The organism is Rhizobacter sp. SG703 (assembly GCF_012275445.1).
Lineage (GTDB): Bacteria > Pseudomonadota > Gammaproteobacteria > Burkholderiales > Burkholderiaceae_C > Rhizobacter.
Genome location: NZ_JAAZQK010000002.1, coordinates 179962 through 198357, shown reverse-complemented (window position 1 = coordinate 198357; position 18396 = coordinate 179962). Strand labels below are relative to the sequence as shown.

The 18396-nt window shown below is 70.7% G+C and carries 20 protein-coding genes; 11 read left to right on the top strand and 9 right to left on the bottom strand.

Annotated features, from left to right (window positions below):
* Positions 1 to 40 precede the first annotated feature (40 nt).
* Complete coding sequence (locus FHT26_RS03870) at positions 41 to 1213, bottom strand: hypothetical protein (protein WP_168558868.1); 1173 nt, start codon at positions 1211 to 1213, stop codon at positions 41 to 43.
* 38 nt (positions 1214 to 1251) lie between these two features.
* Positions 1252 to 2124, bottom strand: a complete 873-nt coding sequence (gene rarD / locus FHT26_RS03865; protein WP_168558867.1) for an EamA family transporter RarD — start codon at positions 2122 to 2124, stop codon at positions 1252 to 1254.
* A 45-nt stretch (positions 2125 to 2169) separates the two neighbouring features.
* On the opposite strand from rarD, the gene FHT26_RS03860 reads away from it, so the two are divergent.
* The 3 genes from FHT26_RS03860 (at position 2170) to FHT26_RS03850 (ending at position 4475) form a co-directional block, all read left to right on the top strand.
* Positions 2170 to 2439, top strand: coding sequence for a MoaD/ThiS family protein (locus FHT26_RS03860; protein ID WP_168558866.1), 270 nt, complete (start codon positions 2170 to 2172; stop codon positions 2437 to 2439).
* 281 nt (positions 2440 to 2720) lie between these two features.
* A complete protein-coding gene (locus FHT26_RS03855) occupies positions 2721 to 3797 on the top strand; it encodes a WD40/YVTN/BNR-like repeat-containing protein (protein WP_168558865.1) in 1077 nt (358 codons plus the stop codon).
* Between the two features lie 147 nt (positions 3798 to 3944).
* Positions 3945 to 4475 carry a hypothetical protein gene (locus FHT26_RS03850; RefSeq protein ID WP_168558864.1) on the top strand — a complete coding sequence of 177 codons (531 nt, stop codon included), beginning with the start codon at positions 3945 to 3947 and terminating at the stop codon, positions 4473 to 4475.
* Here the strand turns inward: FHT26_RS03850 and FHT26_RS03845 are convergent, their stop codons facing one another.
* Both FHT26_RS03845 and FHT26_RS03840 read right to left on the bottom strand, forming a co-directional pair.
* Positions 4476 to 4850, bottom strand: coding sequence for a YchJ family protein (locus FHT26_RS03845; RefSeq protein WP_168558863.1), 375 nt, complete (start codon positions 4848 to 4850; stop codon positions 4476 to 4478).
* Between the two features lie 7 nt (positions 4851 to 4857).
* The gene (locus FHT26_RS03840; protein WP_168558862.1) at positions 4858 to 5832 is read right to left on the bottom strand and encodes a bifunctional helix-turn-helix transcriptional regulator/GNAT family N-acetyltransferase; all 975 of its coding nucleotides are present in this window, start codon (positions 5830 to 5832) and stop codon (positions 4858 to 4860) included.
* A gap of 130 nt (positions 5833 to 5962) precedes the next feature.
* Here FHT26_RS03840 and imuA point away from each other — a divergent pair, with 130 nt between their 5' ends.
* The 4 genes from imuA (at position 5963) to FHT26_RS03820 (ending at position 10276) form a co-directional block, all read left to right on the top strand.
* The gene (gene imuA, locus FHT26_RS03835) at positions 5963 to 6769 is read left to right on the top strand and encodes a translesion DNA synthesis-associated protein ImuA (RefSeq protein ID WP_168558861.1); all 807 of its coding nucleotides are present in this window, start codon (positions 5963 to 5965) and stop codon (positions 6767 to 6769) included.
* A gap of 27 nt (positions 6770 to 6796) precedes the next feature.
* Positions 6797 to 8326, top strand: coding sequence for a Y-family DNA polymerase (locus tag FHT26_RS03830; RefSeq protein ID WP_168558860.1), 1530 nt, complete (start codon positions 6797 to 6799; stop codon positions 8324 to 8326).
* A gap of 25 nt (positions 8327 to 8351) precedes the next feature.
* Positions 8352 to 9842: a S8 family serine peptidase gene (locus FHT26_RS03825; protein WP_168558859.1), complete on the top strand. Its 1491-nt coding sequence runs from the start codon at positions 8352 to 8354 to the stop codon at positions 9840 to 9842.
* A 107-nt stretch (positions 9843 to 9949) separates the two neighbouring features.
* A complete protein-coding gene (locus FHT26_RS03820) occupies positions 9950 to 10276 on the top strand; it encodes a hypothetical protein (RefSeq protein ID WP_168558858.1) in 327 nt (108 codons plus the stop codon).
* 24 nt (positions 10277 to 10300) lie between these two features.
* On the opposite strand, the gene ppx is transcribed toward FHT26_RS03820, so the two are convergent.
* Positions 10301 to 11812: an exopolyphosphatase gene (ppx, locus tag FHT26_RS03815; RefSeq protein ID WP_168558857.1), complete on the bottom strand. Its 1512-nt coding sequence runs from the start codon at positions 11810 to 11812 to the stop codon at positions 10301 to 10303.
* Between the two features lie 101 nt (positions 11813 to 11913).
* On the opposite strand from ppx, the gene FHT26_RS03810 reads away from it, so the two are divergent.
* Together FHT26_RS03810 and FHT26_RS03805 are read left to right on the top strand one after the other, a co-directional pair.
* Positions 11914 to 12726, top strand: coding sequence for a dienelactone hydrolase family protein (locus FHT26_RS03810; RefSeq protein ID WP_168558856.1), 813 nt, complete (start codon positions 11914 to 11916; stop codon positions 12724 to 12726).
* A gap of 62 nt (positions 12727 to 12788) precedes the next feature.
* Positions 12789 to 13565 carry a ZIP family metal transporter gene (locus FHT26_RS03805; protein WP_168558855.1) on the top strand — a complete coding sequence of 259 codons (777 nt, stop codon included), beginning with the start codon at positions 12789 to 12791 and terminating at the stop codon, positions 13563 to 13565.
* On the opposite strand, the gene FHT26_RS03800 is transcribed toward FHT26_RS03805, so the two are convergent.
* The 4 genes from FHT26_RS03800 to FHT26_RS03785 form a co-directional block, all read right to left on the bottom strand.
* The gene (locus FHT26_RS03800; RefSeq protein ID WP_056810045.1) at positions 13562 to 13996 is read right to left on the bottom strand and encodes a universal stress protein; all 435 of its coding nucleotides are present in this window, start codon (positions 13994 to 13996) and stop codon (positions 13562 to 13564) included. The genes FHT26_RS03805 and FHT26_RS03800 overlap by 4 nt on opposite strands.
* 88 nt (positions 13997 to 14084) lie before the next feature.
* Positions 14085 to 14939 (bottom strand): sulfurtransferase, encoded by an 855-nt coding sequence (locus FHT26_RS03795; protein WP_168558854.1) that lies wholly within the window; start codon positions 14937 to 14939, stop codon positions 14085 to 14087.
* Positions 14940 to 14950: 11 nt separating this feature from the next.
* Positions 14951 to 15844 carry a DMT family transporter gene (locus FHT26_RS03790; RefSeq protein ID WP_246867704.1) on the bottom strand — a complete coding sequence of 298 codons (894 nt, stop codon included), beginning with the start codon at positions 15842 to 15844 and terminating at the stop codon, positions 14951 to 14953.
* Positions 15845 to 15879: 35 nt separating this feature from the next.
* Positions 15880 to 17034, bottom strand: coding sequence for an aromatic ring-hydroxylating oxygenase subunit alpha (locus tag FHT26_RS03785; RefSeq protein WP_168558853.1), 1155 nt, complete (start codon positions 17032 to 17034; stop codon positions 15880 to 15882).
* A gap of 220 nt (positions 17035 to 17254) precedes the next feature.
* Between FHT26_RS03785 and FHT26_RS03780 the strand changes: the two genes are divergently transcribed.
* Positions 17255 to 17509: an exodeoxyribonuclease VII small subunit gene (locus tag FHT26_RS03780; RefSeq protein WP_056810057.1), complete on the top strand. Its 255-nt coding sequence runs from the start codon at positions 17255 to 17257 to the stop codon at positions 17507 to 17509.
* Entirely contained in the window at positions 17506 to 18393 is an 888-nt protein-coding gene (locus tag FHT26_RS03775) for a polyprenyl synthetase family protein (protein ID WP_168558852.1), read from the top strand. The genes FHT26_RS03780 and FHT26_RS03775 overlap by 4 nt, the downstream gene beginning before the upstream one ends.
* Positions 18394 to 18396: the final 3 nt, after the last annotated feature.

Below are 18396 nucleotides of genomic sequence, written 5' to 3'. Positions count from 1 at the left end.
CGCGCGGCCGGATTGTGACCAGCTGCAACCTCGGGGGGGCTCAGGTTTTCGTCAGCCTGTGCTGCAGGCGCTGCACTGTCGCATCCGTGGCGAGGCCGTACTGCTGCAGGATGGTGGCCCGTCGATCGACCGAGACTTTCAGCCGCTGTGCGGCGATCGCCTCGCCGGAGGTCTTCGCTGCCAGATCGCGATATGCCTTGCAGACGCACACCAGCGCCAATGCACGCCAGCGATCGCGAGGCGTGTTGCGGCCCATCCAGAATGCGTGGACGAGTTGGGTGATGTCGTGGGGAGCCGCGGCGCCGGTCGTGGAAAGCTGCGTCATGACGGCGCTGCAGAGCGCGTCGAAGAGTCCGTAGGGGAAGCGGACCAGCTTGTCGAGGTTCTCGGTCAGCTGCGGATGGATCAGCTTCAGGTTGTTGTCGACATCCTTGCGGACCTTGCCGACGAAATCCGGTGAGAAGTTCAGCGCATGCAGCGATTGGCTCTTCTTCACCGTGCGACGCATGTCATACGGGGCAATACCCCATCGCACTTCCTCCGGGTAACTCAGCTGACAGAGCGAATCGGCCAGAGGAATCCACATCTCGAGGGCCTTGGCAAGTTCTCCCCACAGATTCAGTCGACTGGCGTCGTGCAGTTGTTCGAAGACTTTCAGGTGCAGGTGCTCCAGACGATGCAGCGGCGTGGTGTGCAGGTGCTGGAGCAGGCATGTCATCGCTTCGGGCGCACTGTGCAGCGTGATGCTCCGCAGCGTTGCCGGCAATGAAGGCAGGATCGGGGCGAAGGAGTCTTCGTCGACGAAAGCCCCGAGGCGCAGGTGCTCGAGATGGGGCATCTGGCTCAGGCTGACGGCCAGTGCCTGGGCCGTGTCGGGAAAGGTCTCGATCTCGATGTCGAGGGACAGCGATTTGAGTCCGGTGAACGCCTGCAGTGCGCGCCAGGCCGCCAACGTATTTTCTTCCCCGCCCGCTTCATCCGGGCTCCATTCCCACGTCATTTTGAGTTCAAGCACGGAAGATGGATGGTCGATCTTCGTTGCCAGGCTGGCGAAGTCGACACCTTTGTGCTTGCCGCGACAGTCCTTGAACGACCAGGCCAGCTGGCCTGGCTGCGGGATGGTGAAGGCTCGCAGGGGATCGATGCGGGCTTCCGTGGCAAGACGAGGGCTGTCTGGAAGGGACGGCGAACGTGTGCGTTTGGCGGGCGTCATGCACCTGAGTGGCTGGCAACCGGCCAGGGTTCCACGCTTCAGCCGTGCTGGTCGCGGGCCCGCCAGCCTTCCACGCTGTACACCGCCAGCGCCAGCCAGATCAGCCCGAAACCCGCCAGCCGCGCGCCGCCGAACGGCTCGCCGAACAGCCACACGCCGAGTCCGAACTGGATCGTCGGGCCGATGTACTGCATCAGCCCGAGTGTCGTCATCGAGATGCGGCGCGCGCCGGCGGCGAACAGCAGCAGCGGCACCGCGGTGATCGGCCCGGCCGCCAGCAGCCACAGGTTGGTCGCCGTGTCGGGCAGCGGGAACTGCCCGCTGCCCTGCGCCTGCCAGAACAGCAGTGCGGCGATGGCCAGCGGCGCCAGCAGCATCGCCTCCAGTGCGAGGCCTTCCAGCGGCCCGAGCACCGCGACCTTGCGCAGCAGCCCGTAGCTGCCGAAGCTCGCGGCCAGCACCAGCGCGATCCACGGCAACTGGCCGGCCTGCACCGTCAGCCAGACCACGCCGGCCGTCGCCAGCGCGAGCGCGACCCACTGGCCGCGCCGCGGGCGTTCGTGCAACACGGTGTAGCCGAGCAGCACGTTGACGAGCGGCGTGATGAAGTAGCCGAGGCTCGCGTCGAGCACATGGCCGTGGTTGACCGACCAGATGTAGGTCAGCCAGTTCACCGCCAGCAGCAGCGCGCTGGCGGCGAACGCGCCGAGCACGCGCGGCTGGCGCAGCAGCGGCCTCAGCCACCCCCACTGGCGGCGCACGCCGAGCACGATCAGCACGAAGGCGAGCGACCAGACGATGCGGTGTGCCAGCACCTCGCCGGCCGGCAGCATGGCCAGCCGGCGGAAGAACAGCGGGAACACGCCCCACAGCGTGAAGGCGAGGGCGGCGTAGAAGGGTCCGTAATTCATCGGGTGGATTGTCGCGGCTGGGCGTGACGGGCATCATCGCGCTCCATGGCCCACGTCGTGTTCACGCAGCAGCTGCGCCGCTTCATCGAGACGCCCGAACTCGACGTCGACGCCGCCAGCCTGCGCGGCGCGCTCGACGCGGTGTTCGCCGCGCACCCGCGGTTGCGCGGCTACGTGCTCGACGAGCAGGGCCACCTGCGGCCGAACGTGGTGGCCTTCGTCGACGGCGTGCGCAGCGACGACCGCGTGGCGCTGGCCGACGCATTGCGGCCGGACAGCCGGATCCACGTGATGCAGGCGCTGTCCGGCGGTTGATCCAGGGCCTGTTAACGACGGGAAGGCACGCGTGACTCATCAAAAGGGCACCCGCAAGGCGCACGGCGCAGCCCAGGCTTGCTGCCTGGGCAATCCGTGCAACGTCACGGGTGCCCTTTTGATGAGATCACCCTTCGGGCCGGTGCCTGGCAAGGCGCTGGGCCGCGTTGCGCCGCTTGCCCGGGCACGGAGCCTGGGCTGCGCGTCGCGCCTTGCCCAGCGCCTTGCCAAGCACCGGCGCGAGCCTTCCCGTCGTGTTAACAGGCCCTAAGGAGTTGCAGATGTCAGACCGTGCCTGGGCCGCCACCCGCAAGGGCCTGTTCGAACTGACGCGCGGTCGCGGCGGCGCGTGGGACATCGCCCGCACCAGCTTCCTCGGCGAGCCGGTGTCGATGCTGCTGCCGCCCGGTGCCGACGGCCGCCTGCTGGCAGCGCTGAACCTGGGCCACTTCGGCGTCAAGCTGCATGCGTCCGATGACCAGGGCGCCACGTGGCACGAGGTGGCTGCGCCGGCTTTTCCGGCGCAGCCGGAAGGCGCGACCGGCGTGCCGTGGAAGGTGGTGCAGGTGTGGTCGCTGGAACGCGACCACGGCACGCTGTGGCTCGGCACGCTGCCGGGCGGGCTGTTCCGCAGCGGCGACGGCGGCGATTCGTGGCAGCTGGTCGATCCGCTGTGGCAGCGGCCGGAGCGCGCCGACTGGTTCGGCGGCGGCTACGACGTGCCCGGCATCCATTCGATCTGCCCGCACCCCGCGCGCGCCGGCGACCTGGTGCTCGGCATCAGCTGCGGCGGCGCCTGGGTCACGCACGACGACGGCGCGAGCTGGCAGCTCCAGGCCGACGGCATGCGCGCCGCCTACATGCCGCCGGAGCAGGCCGGCTCGCCGAACACCCAGGACCCGCACCGCATCGTGCGCTGCGCCGCGCAGCCGGACGTGCTGTGGACCCAGCACCACAACGGCATCTGGCGCTCGACCGATGCGTCGGCCTCGTGGCAGCAGGTGACGAGCGCGCCGCTGTCGGATTTCGGCTTCGCGGTCGCGGTGCACCCGGGCGATGCGCAGACCGCCTGGTTCGTGCCGGGCGTGGCCGACCAGCAGCGCGTGCCGGTCGGCGGCGCGCTGGCGGTCAACCGCACGCGCGACGGCGGGGCGAGCTTCGAGACGCTGCGCCGCGGGCTGCCCCAGCGGCATTGCTACGACCTGGTGTACCGCCACGGGCTCGACGTGTCGCCGGACGGCCGCAGCCTGCTGATGGGCAGCACGACCGGCCATGTGTGGGGCAGCGACGATGGCGGCGACACCTGGGCCGCGCTGCCGGCGCAGTTGCCGCCGGTGTATGCGCTGCGGTTCGGTTGACGCTGCGGTTGAAACATCGGCTGACACCTTGTGGCGCCATGTGCACACCGGGCGGGTTGCCGTCCCCTCGATCTTGGGGGGCCGCGTGTTGCAGCGCATGACAAGCCCGCCTGCGCTCCGGACAATCGGAGCTGTCGAGGAAGCGCCATGCCCACCACCATCACCGTCGGAGCCCGTTCCCTGTTCGTCACCGCGACGGCATGGGTGTTCATGCTGCTCGGCGCGCTGGCCTGTGCGTCGGCGCTGCTGCAGAACGCGATGCTGGTGTCGGGCGTGTTCCGCAGCGAAAGCCTGCAGGTCAGCGGCCTGTTCGGGCTGCTGATCGCCCACCTGCCGTGGGTGGTCAACGCCGGGCTGGCGGTGTCGCTGGCCACGCTGGTGTCGGCAGTCGGCCTGCTGCTGCGGCTCGACTGGGCACGCCGTACCTTCATCGCGCTGCTGCTGCTGGCGATCGTCGCGAACCTGCTCGGCCTGTGGCTGCAGCAGGAGGTGATGCAGTCGGTGGCCGACAGCACGCTGAGCACCGCGGCGCTGCCGCCGCGCGCCCTCGGCGTGTTCGGCGGTTTCGTGACCGCGGCGCGCGTGATGGCGGTGCTGGTGACGCTCGGCGCCTGCGGGCTGCTCGGCTGGATCATCCGCCGGCTGATGTCGGCTTCGGTCCGTCAAGAATTCGCCTGATCAGGACTCTCCGTCGACGTAGAACCAACGAGCGTCTTCGCGCACGAACCGGCTGGTCTCGTGCAGCCGCTGCGCGCGGCCGCCGAGCTTGCTGCGGGCAACGAACTCCACCGTCGCATGGTCGGCATCCTGGGAGGCATGCCGGCGTACCTCCAGCCCCAGCCAGCGCAGGCCCGGGGGATCGGGCTCCAACACGGCGGGCCGCGTGCTCGGGTGCCAGGTCGCCAGCAGGTAATCCGGCAGGCCGTTGACGAAGGCGCTGTAGCGCGAGCGCATCAGCGCTTCGGCATCGGGCGCCTGCAGGTGCAGCGGGCCGGCGTGGTAGCGGCCGCAGCAGTCGAGGTAAGCGCAAGGCAGGCCGCAAGGGCAGGTCATGTGGGGGTCAGTCCAGGTCGAGGGTCCAGGTTTCTCCGACCAGATCGTGCCCGAAACTGTGGTGCGGCTCGCTCGCGACCAGCCGGTAGCCCGCTGCCGCGTAGATGCCGCGCGCGGCCAGCAGGTTGCCGTTGGTCCACAGCGTGATGCGGCGGTAGCCGGCGTGGCGCGCGAAGCGCTCGCATTCGTCGACCAGCCGGCGTCCCAGCCCCAGCCCGCGGGCGGACGGTTCGACCAGCAGCATGCGCAGCTGGGCCACGCCCTCCTGCACGGCCTGCGTCGCCTCGTCGCGCGCCTGCACCAGGAACACGCAGCCGACGTTCGCGCCGTCGCGCTCGGCGATCCAGCAGGCTTCGCGCGCCGGCTCGAAGCGCTCGATGAAGCCGGCCGCGATGCGCGCCACCAGCGCCTCGAAGGCGATGTCCCAGCGGAACTCCTGCGCATACAGCGCGCCATGGCGTGCGATCACCCAGCCGATGTCGCCCGGGCGGTGCGCGCGCAGCAGGTAGGGCTGGCGCGCGCGGCGGGCCGGGTCGTCGTCGAGCAGGCGCTGCAGCGTGCCCATCGCCTGCAGCAGCTGCTGCTGCGACGGCTCGTCGAGCGCCGCGAGCAGCGCCTGCACCTGCTGCTGCGAGCCGCTGTCCAGCGGCGCGAAGGCGGCCCGGCCGGCGTCGGTGAGCGACAGGTGCGATTGCCGCGCATCGCTGGCCGACGGCGTCGCCTCGATCAGCCCGCGCTCGCGCAGGCCGCGCAGCAGCCGGCTCAGGTAGCCGGGGTCGAGCTCCAATGAGCGCGCGAGCGCGCCGGCCGTGGGCTGCGCCTGGTGCGCGAATTCCCACAGCAGCCGCGATTCGGTCAGCGTGAAGCCGCTGTCGACCAGGCCCTCGTGCAGCACGCCGATGCGGCGCGTGTAGAAGCGGTTGAAGGCGCGCACCGCGGCCACGCGGGTGTTCGGATCGACGGGTGGAAGGGCGTCAGGCATCGGGACATCGTGCCGCAAATGATTGCCAAAAGCAATTATTAAGGTGCTGAAAGCTTCTTCAAGGGACTTGTAACGGCATGACCCCGTTTTCAGGTGGATCGATATACTGGATGTTCATACAGTAGTTGCCATGCCTTCCACCGCCTCCTTCGCCGCCGCCCCCGCCCGCCTGCCGCTGCCCGAGCGGCTGCACACCAGCGTCTGGCGGGGCCACCAGATGGGGCGCAGCGTCGAACGCGCGCTGCCCAGCGGCTTTGCGGCGCTCGATGCGCAGTTGCCCGGTGGCGGCTGGCCGCGCCGCGCGCTCAGCGAACTGCTGCTGCCGCATCCCGGCCTCGGCGAGATCCGCCTGCTGGCCCCGAGCCTCGCCGCCACGCAGCGGGCCGGTCGGCTGGTGATGCTGTTCGATCCGCCGGCTGCGCTGTCGGCCTGGGCCTTGATGCAGATGGGGCTGGACCCCGAACAGCTGCTGGTGATCGACACCGGCACGCAAGGCATTCCCGGCGTCGACGGTCGGCCGCACGAGGCCGGCGTCGATGCGCGGCTGTGGGCGCTGGAGCAGGCGCTGCACAGCGGGCATGTCGGTGCGGTGCTGGCCTGGTTGCCGCCGCGCCTGCGCGCCGAGCGGCTGCGCCGCCTGCAGGTGGCCGCCCACGCGCACGACGGCCCGGCCTTCGTGCTGCGCGAGATGGCGGTGCAGCAGCAGGCGAGCCCGGCGCCGCTGCGGCTGGCGCTGCGGGCCGGCGGGGCCGATGCCTTGAGCGTGCGGATACTGAAGCGCCGCGGGCCGCCGCTGGCGCACGAGCTGCTGCTCGAGTTGCCGCCGGTGCTGTCCGCCAGCGCCACGCGCAAGGCGCGCGAGCTGGCGGTGCAGGCGGTCGAGGCCGCCGGCGCGGCGCCACCGCTGCGCGCCGCGACCTTCGTCAACCTGGCCTGATCCGGCACCTGCTGCAATGGGCGCGCGATGCTCTGGATCGGTCTTCACCTGCCGCTGCTGCCGCTGGAATCCTTCCTGGCGACGCTCCCGGCGGGCCCCGGCGGCAGCGAGCCGGCCGTCGCGCTGGTCGAGGCGCACCGCATCGTCCATGCCAACGCCGGCGCGCAGGCGCTGGGCGTCAAGCCGGGGCTGAAGCGCGCGACCGCGCTGGCGCTCGCTCCGCAGTTGCTGATCGGCCAGGCCGATGCGCTGCGCGACCGGCAGGCGCTGACCAGCGTCGCGCATGCGGCGCTGGCGTTCACGCCGGCGGTCAGCTTCGCGCTGCCGCAGGGCGTGCTGCTCGAGGTCGAGGCGAGCCTGCGCTACTTCGGCGGACACGACGCGCTGCTGCAGCGGCTGCGCGACGCGCTGCGGCCGCTCGGCCATGCGCTGCACTGCGTCAGCACCCCGACGGCGCAGGGCTCGGCGCTGCTGTCGCGCAGCACCGACGGCCTGCATTGCGCCGACGTCGCCGCGCTGCAGCGCGCGCTCGATGCCGCGCCGGTCTGGCTGCTCGGTCCGGGCCGCGAGCACTGGGAGGCGTTGCAGGGCATGGGCCTGAACACGCTGGGCGACCTGCGCAGCCTGCCGCGCGCCGGGCTGACGCGCCGCTTTGGCGAGGCGCTGCTGGTCGAGCTCGACAGTGCGCTCGGCCGGCGTCCCGACCCGCGCGTGTCGATCGAGCTGCCGGCCAGCTTCGACAGCGCGCTCGAGCTGTTCGCGCGCGCCGACACCACCGAGCAGGTGCTGCACGGCGCGCAGGTGCTGCTGGCGCGGCTGGTGGCATGGCTTGCGGCGCAGCATGCCTTCGTGCGCCGCTTCAGCCTGCAGATGAAGCACGAGCCGCGCTGGCGGCGCGACGCCGGCACGCCGCTGCACACCACGCTGGAGATCGCGCTGGCCGAGCCGTCGCGCGACCCGAAGCACCTGATGGCGCTGCTGCGCGAGCGGCTGTCGCAGCTGGCCTTGCCGGCGCCGACGCTGGAGCTTGCACTGCGCGCCAGCGACATCGCGCGCCAGCCGCCGCCGAATACCGAGCTGTTCCCGACGCCGCGCAGCGAGCGCGAAGGGCTGACGCGCCTGCTGGAGCGGCTGCAGGCGCGGCTCGGCCGCGAGCGGGTGCAGCGGCTGGTGCCGGTGCAGGACCACCGGCCCGAATGCGCCGGCCGCATGGAAGCCGCCGCGCTGGACGGCAGTCCACCTGCCCGCACCGGGCCGCCGTTGCGCCGGGCCGACGTGCTGGCGCGCCGCGCGGTGGCGCGCCCGGTGTGGCTGCTGCCGCAGGCGCTGCCGCTGGCGCAGCGGCAGTCGAGGCCGCTGCTCGACGGCGCCGCGCTGCAGCTGCTGGCGGGCCCGGAGCGCATCGAGGCCGGCTGGTGGGACGGCGATGCGGTGGAGCGCGACTACTTCATCGCGCAGCAGCCCGATGGGGCGCTGGTGTGGATCTACCGGGCGCGCATGCCGTTGTCGGCGCAGTCGGAGGGGGAGGGGTGGTTCCTGCAGGGGCGGTTCGGATAGCCCGCTTTTCGAAGGGAAGGATGAGATGGATCGGACCAGGATCAGGCGCCAGGTGGAACGCCTGCTCGACGAGCAGGCCCAGCAGACGCTCAGCATCATCGTGCAGGGTCGGCACGAAGGCCTGCGCCAGGCGATCGTCGAGGCGGCCGAGCGCGCGATCGAGCGGCGCGCGGTGACGAACGCGGCCGACCTGCTGCCGCCGCCGGCGCACGAGCGGCTCGCCGGCCACCAGCCCGCGGCGCGCCGGGCCGCCGACGTGCATGCGTTGCGCAGGACCGGCATCCAGGCCATCGAGCCGATGCAGCAGGCCGCCTTCGTGCGGTTCTCGCGCCAGGCGAGGCGGTCCGACGAAGGCGGCCGCATGCGCGCATTGCCGCTGGCGGGCGCGGCGGCGATGGAGATCGACCGCGACGACCTGGCCCAGCTGCCCGAGGCGCTGCCGCAGGCGCTGGCCGTGTTCGCGAACCGGCGCGTTCCGGTCCCGCCGCGCCTGCGTGCCACCGCATTGCCGCCGGAGATTGCGCAGCGTTCCACCCATGCCTGGGGCATCGAGGCCTCGGGCGCCCTGGCCAGCTGGGGCGCTTTCGGGGCCCGCGGGCAGGGCGCTCGCGTGGCGGTACTGGACACCGGCGTGGAGCCGTCCCATCCGGACCTCGCCGGCAAGGTGGCGCGGTTCGCCGAGTTCGATGCGCGAGGGCGCCTGGTCGCGCAGGGCGTCGACGCGGCCTGGGACGCCGACGGCCACGGCACCCACGTCTGCGGCACCATCGCCGGTGGCCGTGCCAGCGGGCGGTGGATCGGCATGGCCCCGGCGTGCAGGCTGCTGGTGGCCAAGGTCCTCGGCAAGGCCGGCGGCACGGACGAGCAGATCCTGAAGGGCATGGAGTGGGCGGTCGCCGAGGGGGCCGACGTGATCAACATGAGCCTGGGCGGCCTGTCCTTCGAGCCGTCGGTGCTGGACACCTACACCTCGGCGCTGATCGCGGCTCGCCAGGCCGGCATTCCGTGCGTCGTGAGCGTCGGCAACGAGGGCGCGCAGACCTCGGGCTCGCCGGGCAACGACTACTTCGCGCTGGCGGTGGGGGCGATGGACGCGAACGACCGCGTCGCCGCCTTCAGCGCGGGGCGCACGCAGATCGTCGAGGAGTCGGAGGCCATCGCGCCGCGCAACCTGCCGCTCGTCTACTCGAAGCCCGACCTCGGGGCACCGGGCGTCCAGGTCTATTCCTGCATCGGCAGGCAGCGCTGGGAACACCTGAACGGAACGTCGATGGCGGCACCGCACGTCGCCGGGGCCATTGCGGTGCTGCTCAGCCGCACGCCGCAGGCGAAGCAGGGGGCGGCATTGCTGAAGCTGACCGGGTGGGACCGCTCCGACACGCTGATCCAGCTGATCGTCGGCAGCGTGGTCGACCGGGGCGAGAACGGCCCGGACCACCGGTTCGGGCATGGAAAGCTGGCGCTTCTGCCGGCTTTCGGACACGCGATCGACCGCGGGTACCTGCCCAAGGGTTGAAACCCGGCGCCTCTCGGGGTACCCTGACTGTCCAAGCCAGATACCCACCCGCCACGGCGGTGGCCGGTCTGGCCATTCCGTCCTGGCAGTAGTCCTGGCAGTACCGCATGACCACAACGCACAACGCCCTGAAACACGATGACCTGGTGGAATTCGCCAGCCAGTCCGGATCGCGGCGTGCGTCGGTGATCATCGAGGCCAGGCGCCCGGCGATGCCGATCGGCCGGCGGCGCGCGCCGCCCCCGATCGTGGCGCAGATGAGCGAGCTTCAGTCCGACCTGGAGCGCCTGGGCCTGGCGGCACGCGCTCGCCGCAATGACCTGGCAGGCGCGTTCGTCGTCGAGGTCACCCCGCGCCAGCTGCGTGAACTGGCGGCCACGCCGTCGGTCCAGGCCATCCGACCGAATCAGTTCCACGGGCGGGTGGCTGCGTAAGACCGCCCAGGGGCCTCGCGAGGCTCAGCGCGGCGCCAGTACCAGCTTCAGTGCACCGCTGCGCTGCCACGCCTCCACCTCCTCGTTCAGCAGGAACAGCGTGCGCGGATGCGTCTGCACCCAGGCCTCGCTGAAGCCGAGCGTGGCCTGCCGGCCGCTCAGCTCCAGGCGCAGCGCGGTCGCATCGACCGGCCCGCGCGCATGGCATTTCAGGATCGCCAGCCGCAGGCACATCACCTGCACCGCGAAATCGGCGTTCGCGAGCTGCGGTTCCACCTTGCGCAGCCCGCCGCGCTGCGCCAGCACCAGCTCCGCCAGCCGGCGCTGCTGCGACTGCGAGAAGCCGGCCGCGTCGACATTGCCCAGCACGTAGGCGCTGTGCCGGTGATGGTCGTGGTGCGAGATCATCATGCCCATCTCGTGCAGCGCGCAGGCCCAGCGCAACTCGCGCGCCTGGATCGGAGTGCGCTGCGGCGCGGCGCTGGCATGCAGCGCATCGGCGACGCCCGCCACCCGCCACGCCTGCGTGGTGTCGACCTCGAAGCGCCGCTGCATCTCGATCACCGAGGCATCGCGCATGTCGTGCCCGTCGTGCCCCTCGCGGTCGCGCGATTCGGCATGCAGCCGTTCGTCGAGGTCGAAGATCACGCCCTGGCGCAACGCGCCGCGCGCCGGCTGCAGCAGCTGGATGCCGAAGTGCGTCGCCAACGTGTACAGGATCGCGAGGCCGCCGGCGATCACTGCTCGGCGGTCTTCCTTCAGCCCGGGCAGGTTCAGCTTGTCGATGCGGCCGGCCTTCAGGCACTGCTCGATGCACCAGCGCAGCCCGTCGGGCGTGATCGCGCCGTCGGTGATGCCGCTCGCCTGCAGCAGCTGCGACACCGCACCGGCAGTGCCCGACGAGCCCAGCGCCTCGTGCCAGTGTTGCGGCGCGAACGGTGCCAGCGCTTCTTCGAGTTCGGCACCGGCGGCCACCTGCGCGGCGCGGAACGCCGCCTCGGTGAAACGGCCGTCGGCGAAGTAGCGCATCGACAGGCTGACGCTGCCGACCTGGAACGACTCGGCGCGCAGCGGCGTGCGGCCCTGCCCGAGGATCATCTCGGTGGAACGCCCGCCGATGTCGATCACCAGCCGCGGGTCTTCCGACGGCTGCAGCCGCGCCACGCCGGCATAGATCAGCCGCGCCTCCTCGCGGCCCGAGATCACCTCGATCGGATGGCCCAGCACCTCTTGCGCGCGCAGCAGGAAGGCATCGCGGTTGCGCGCCTCGCGCAGCGTCTGCGTCGCGACCGCGCGCACCTGGGCGGGCTCGTAGCCGCGCAGCCGCTGCGCGAAGCGGCCCAGGCAGGCCAGGCCGCGCAGCGTCGCGTCTTCGGTCAGCAGGCCCGACTTGTCGAGGCCGGCGCCCAGGCGCACGGTCTCCTTCAGGTAATCGATGCGCTTGTAGCGGCCCGGGCTCAGTTCGCCGATCTCCAGGCGGAAGCTGTTGGAGCCCATGTCGATGGCCGCAAGGTGGTCGGGGAATCGGCTGGTCATCGCGCGATTCTCACTTGGTTTGCCGGCAGACCTCGTCGCGGCCAGGGCCGGCGCGCTGAAAATAGAATCGCGGCCACTCAGTCCAGACAGGGGAGACCGCCATGCTCGTCACCGCAGGCCAGGGCTATGCCGCATCGGTGCAGCCGGTCACCGCGCAGGCCATCGTCACCGACGCGCACGGCCTGGCCGCCGGGCCGGTGACGATCCCGGTCGGCGATTTCGCAATGCCGGCCTACCGCGCGATGCCGGCCGGCGGCACGAAGCTGCCGGTGATCGTCGTCGTCAGCGAGATCTTCGGCGTGCACGAGCACATCGCCGACGTCGCGCGGCGCTTCGCGAAGCAGGGCTACCTCGCGATCGCGCCCGAGCTGTTCGTGCGCCAGGGCGATGCGAAGGCCTACACCGACATGACGCTGCTGGTCTCCGAGCTGATCAGCCAGGTGCCCGACGCGCAGGTGCTGAACGACCTGGACGCAACCGTCAGCTGGGCCGCGACGCAGGGCGGCGACGTGTCGCGGCTCGGCGTCACCGGCTTCTGCTGGGGCGGGCGCATCACCTGGCTGTTCGATGCGCACAACGCGGCGGTGAAGGCCGGCGTGGCCTGGTACGGCAAGCTCGCGACACCGGCCACCGAACTGCAGCCGCGCCGCCCGGTCGACATCGCCGGCCGGCTGCACGGCCCGGTGCTCGGCCTGTACGGCGCGGCCGACAGCAGCATCCCGCTTGACACGGTTGATAAGATGAAATCGGCCTTGGCCGCGGGTGCCGCCGCGTCGAAGGCTTCCGAGATCGTGCTCTACCCCGATGCGCCGCATGCCTTCCATGCCGACTACCGGCCGAGTTACCGGCCCGAGGCGGCCCAGGACGGCTGGCGGCGTTGTCTCGACTGGTTCAAGGCGCACGGCGTCGCCTGAACGGCCGCCCCCGGTTTTTGACCGAGCCGCGCACCGCGCGGCTTTTTGTTTGACCGAATCCCATGACCCTCTTCTACATCGTGCTCGCGACCTTTGCCGGCGGGCTGCTGTCGGTGCTGCTGGCCGCCAGCCTGACGGTCAACGTGCTGGGCCGCATCGTGCACCACCTGGTCAGCCTGTCGGCCGGCGTGCTGTTGGGCACCGCACTGTTGAACATCCTGCCGGAGGCCTTCGAGAGCAAGGCCAGCCCGCAAAGCCTGTTCATGACGCTGCTGATCGGGCTGCTGTTCTTCTTCCTGCTCGAGAAGGCCGAGCTGTACCGCCACGGCCATCACCATGAAGGCGACGAGCACCACCACCACCACGGCTTCGACAAGCACCAGGCCGGGCGCGGCGGCTGGACCGTGCTGCTGGGCGACAGCATCCACAACTTCTGCGACGGCATCATCATCGCGGCGGCCTTCCTGACCGACACCCACCTCGGCATGTTCACCGCGCTCGCGATCATCGCGCACGAGATCCCGCAGGAGGTGGGCGACTACATCGTGCTGCTGAACGCCGGGCTGTCACGCCGCAAGGCGCTGCTCTACAACGCAATGTCGGGCATGGCGGCGGTGGTCGGCGGCGTGGTGGGCTACGTCGTGGTCGGGCCGTGGGAAGCGCTGTTCCCGTACCTGCTCGTGATCGCATCGAGCAGCTTCATCTACGTGGCGGTGGCCGACCTGATCCCGCAGCTGCAGCATCGGCTGTCCGCCAAGGACACGGCTGCCCAGCTGGGCTGGCTGGGCGTGGGCCTGGCGATCGTGATCTTTGTCGCCAGCCACGCCCACCATCACTAGCGCACTACAAGGACCGGCACCTTGCTGTGCGTCAGCACCTTCTGCGTTTCGCTGCCCAGCAGCAGCGCGCTGACGCCGCGCCGGCCGTGCGAAGCCATCACGATCAGGTCGCACTCCTGGCGGCGGGCGTGGTCGATGATCGCCTCCCACGGGTGCAAGGCCTCCAGCGTGTGGGCCTCGCAGGGCACGCCGAGCGCGACGCAGTCGTCGCGCACCGCCTTCACGCGGGTCGACGCGATGCGCTCCTGCGCGTCGAAGAACTCCTGCGGCGGCGTCGGCTGCATCTCCGAGATCGCGCTGTACGGGAACGGCTCCTTGACGCTCAGCGTGTAGACCCGCGCGTTGACCGACTTGGCCAGCGCGATGGCCGTGTCGGTCGCCTTCTTCGTGATGTCCGAGCCATCGGTCGGAACCAGGATGCGGTGGAACATGGTCACCTCCTGAGAGTGGGAACAGGATGGACTTCACCCGGAAGTCCAGTGTTCCCCAGAAGGCGTCGGCAGTGGCCCCTATCCCGCGTCAGAGACGAGGAGATTTCTCCATCGGACGGGCGCTGTCGGATGACCATTCGCTCCACGACCCCGGGTACAGCGCGGCGCCGCCCAGCCCGGCCACTTCCATCGCCAGCAGGTTGTGGCAGGCGGTGACGCCGGAGCCGCACTGGTTCACCACCGATTCCGGCGTGCGGCCGTCGAGCATGGCGAGGAACTCCGAACGCAGCTGCTCCGCCGGCTTGAAGCGGCCGTCGGGCTGCAGGTTGTCCTTGAAGAAGCGGTTCTTCGCGCCGGGGATGTGGCCGGCCACCGCATCGATCGGCTCGACCTCGCCGCGGTAGCGCTCCGGCGCGCGGGCGTCCAGCACCAGCACGTCGCCCAGGCGCTGCTCGAGTTGCTGCGCGTCGATGGTCGACCGCTGCGGGGCCTGGTCGGGGTAGCGCGCGGCCGGCACCGGCTGCGCGGTCTGCTGCGACAGCGCGCCGCCGGCGGCCTGCCACGCGGCCAGCCCGCCGTCGAGCACGCGCACCGTCGGATGGCCCATCCACAGCAGCACCCACCAGGCGCGCACCGCGTACATCGCGGCCTGCCGGTCGTAGACGACGACCTCGCGCCCCGGCACGACACCGATGTCGCCCATCCAGCGCGCGTAGTCGTCGCGCCCGGCCAGCGGGTGGCGGCCGTTGCGGCCGGTCTTCGGACCGGACAGGTCCTCGTCCAGGTTCACGTACAGCGCGCCGGGGATGTGCCCTTCGCGGTAGCTGCGCTCGCCGGCCGCGGCATCGGCGAGGTCGAAGCTGCAGTCGAGCACCAGCGGGGGCTGGGGTTGCGCGAGCGCCTGTTGCAGGTCGGCGGCAGAGATCAGCGGCGGTCGGATCATCGGGAGGCCTTTCAGCTTTCGGGCAGGACGGAAATGTCGCGTTGCGGCGGAGACTCCTGGCGCAACCGGGTCGCGAACAGGCCGGCACCGACGATCAGCACCATGCCGGCCAGCGCCATCCAGGTGACCGGATCGCTGAACACCAGCACGCCGTACGCGAACGAGAACGCGATGCCCAGGTACTGCAGGCTCGCGTTGACCAGCGTCCTGCCGGTGCTGTAGGCCCGCGTCATCAGCAGCTGTGCGGTGGTCGCCAGCAGGCCGACGGCCAGCAGCAGCGCCGCGCCGGTCCAGGTGTGGGCGTGCATGCCGGTCCACAGCATGCTGAGCGCGCCGGCCAGCACGCCGCCGAGCGAGAAGTAGAAGACGATGCGCGATTCCGGCTCGCCGGCGCGGCCGAGCGCCGAGACCTGCAGGTAGGCGGTGGCCGAGACCACGCCCGACAGCAGCCCGATCAGGCCGTGCCACAGCTGGTTCTCGGCGATCGTCGGGCGCAGGATCAGCCCGACGCCGATGAAGCCGGTGAGCACCGTCGCGATCAGCCGGCCGTCGACGCGGGCGGTGCCCAGCACCGCGGCGCCGCCGATCAGGAACAGCGTCATCCACACCGACGACATGTAGTTCAGCGTCATCGACGTGGCCAGCGGCAGGTTGCCGATCGAGTAGAACCACAGGCACAGCGCCGACACGCCGGTCAGGCTGCGCCAGAAGTGCATCGACGGCACCTGGGTGCGCAACGTGCCGCCGCGCCAGCGGGTGAGCCCGGCCAGCAGCAGCGTGCCGGTCAGGCCGCGGTAGAAGACGATCTCGCCGGCCGGGTAGTAGGCGGAAGCGAGTTTCACGCACACCCCCATCGAGGCGAACAGGAACGACGCGAGGATCATCAGGACGGGAGCGGAGCGCATCGGACGATTCTCGCCCAGCGCGCCGCGCCGCTGTCTCAAGCGGCCATTTTCATCGCCTTGCGGTACCACGCATGGAACTGCTCCATGCCGTCTTCCATCGGCGTCTGGTACGGGCCGGTCTCGTTGTCGCCGCGCTCGTGCAGCGCCTTGCGGCCGGCATCCATGCGCAGCGCGATCTCGTCGTCTTCGACGCAGGTCTCGAGGTAGGCGGCCTGGTTCGCGTCGACGAACTCGCGCTCGAAGGCCGCGATCTCTTCCGGGTAGAAGAACTCGACGACGTTCAGCGTCTTCTGCGGCCCCTTCGGGTACAGCGTCGACACCACCAGCACGTGCGGGTACCACTCGACCATCACGTTCGGGTAGTAGGTGAGCCAGATCGCGCCGTGCTCCGGCACCGGGTTGTCGAAGCGCCCGCTGCGGAAGGCGAGCACCGCGTCGTGCCACTTGCGGTAGGTGTCGGAGCCGGCCTTCGCCAGCGCGTTCTTCGGGCCGACCGTCTGCACCGAATGGTGGCGGCCGAACTCCCAGCGCAGGTCGTCGCAGCTGACGAACTGGCTCAGCCCCGGGTGGAACGGCCCGACGTGGTAGTCCTCCAGGTAGACCTCGATGAAGGTCTTCCAGTTGTAGTCGCACTCGTGCAGGTGCACGCGGTCGAGCACGTAGCCGCTGAAGTCGAGGTCGGCGCGCGGGCCGAGGCCGGCCAGGTCGGCGGCCACGTCGCGGCCGTTGGCCTCGAAGACCAGGCCGTTCCAGGTCTGGGTCTTGTAGCGGCTCAGGTGCAGGCAGGGGTCGGCCGGGAAGTGCGGCGCGCCGATCAGCTGCCCCTTCAGGTCGTAGGTCCAGCGGTGCAGCGGGCACACGATGTGGCTGCCGGTGTTGCCGCGCCCGCGCAGCATCACCGCCTGCCGGTGCCGGCAGACGTTGGAGATCAGCTCGATCCCCTGCGCGGTGCGCACCAGCGCGCGGCCCTCGCCCTCCTGCGGCAGCGCGTAGTGGTCACCGACGTCGGGAACCGCGAGTTCGTGCCCCAGGTAGCGGGGCCCGTGCTGGAAGATGAGCTCCATCTCGCGGCGATGGAGGTCGTCGTCGAAGTATGCGGAGACGGGGAGTTGCGGGTTGTGGGGGGCGGTGGGGCTGGGGGTGCTGCTTTGGCGCTCGAGCGCTGGAAGAGCGAGGCTCAGGTCGGACATGATCCCGAGGGTCTCCTATAACCGATGTGAACGTGCCACCACGGGCGCTGCCGGGGGTGGGAGGTCTCGCTGCGCACGGCGCGTTGGAACCAGCGAGGGCGGGATTGTAGCTGCGGCGCCGCACCTCGACCCTCTTTGGGGGGATGACGAGATGAAGCGGCCGCCGGTTCGTGGATCGCGGGATGGTCGCTGACTACAATGCTTGTTTTTGTGTCGCGACATGCCAAAGCCTTCTGCCACCCCTGCGCCGACCGAGGTGTCCCACCCGGCGCCCGCCAGCTACGAGGACGCGTTGTCCGAGCTCGAGCGGCTGGTCGTGGCGATGGAAGGCGGGCAGCTTCCGCTGGAGAAGCTGCTCGAAAGCTACAAGAGAGGAGCAGATCTGCTCAATTACTGCCGCGAGCGCCTGAGCGCCGTCGAGCAGCAGGTGCAGGTGCTCGAAGATGGCCAACTGAAGCCGTGGTCCGGGGGATGAGTTTGATCGAATTCGATGAATGGGCCCGCACCGAGCTGGAGTCGGTCGAAGCCGCGCTGTCGCGCTGGGTGCCCGCCGAAGCGCCGGCCGGGCTCGGCCAGACCATGCGCTACGGCGTGCTCGACGGCGGCAAGCGGCTGCGCCCGCTGCTGGTGCTGGCGGCGGCCCGCGCGGTCGACGGCCAGTGCGAAGCGGCGCTGCGCGCGGCCTGCGCGGTCGAGCTGATCCACGCCTACTCGCTGATCCACGACGACATGCCCTGCATGGACAATGACGTGCTGCGCCGCGGCAAGCCGACGGTGCACGTCCAATACGGCGAGGCGCAGGCCATGCTGGCCGGTGACGCGATGCAGGCGCTGGCCTTCGAGGTGCTGACGCCCGACGAGGGTGTCGAGCCGGTGCTGCAGGCCCGCTTGTGCGCGCTGCTGGCGCGTTCGGCCGGCCATGCGGGCATGGCCGGCGGCCAGGCGATCGACCTCGCGAGCATCGGCGCCACGCTCGACGAGCACACGCTGCGCGACATGCACCACCGCAAGACCGGCGCACTGCTGCAGGCCAGCGTGCTGATGGGCGCGGCCTGCGGCAACACGGATCCTGTGGCCTGGCGGGCGCTGGCGGAGTATGGTGACGCCCTGGGCCTCGCGTTCCAGGTGGTCGACGACATCCTCGACGTGACGCAGGCCTCCGAAACCCTCGGCAAGACCGCCGGCAAGGACATGGACAACAACAAGCCGACCTACGTCAGCGTGCTGGGCCTGGAGCCGGCGCGCCGGCATGCCGCGCAGCTGCGCGACCAGGCGCATGCGGCGCTGCGGCGCAGCGGCCTCCCGAGCACCGGCCTGCTGGGCATGCTGGCCGACAAAGTGGTCGAACGTGACTCCTGAACC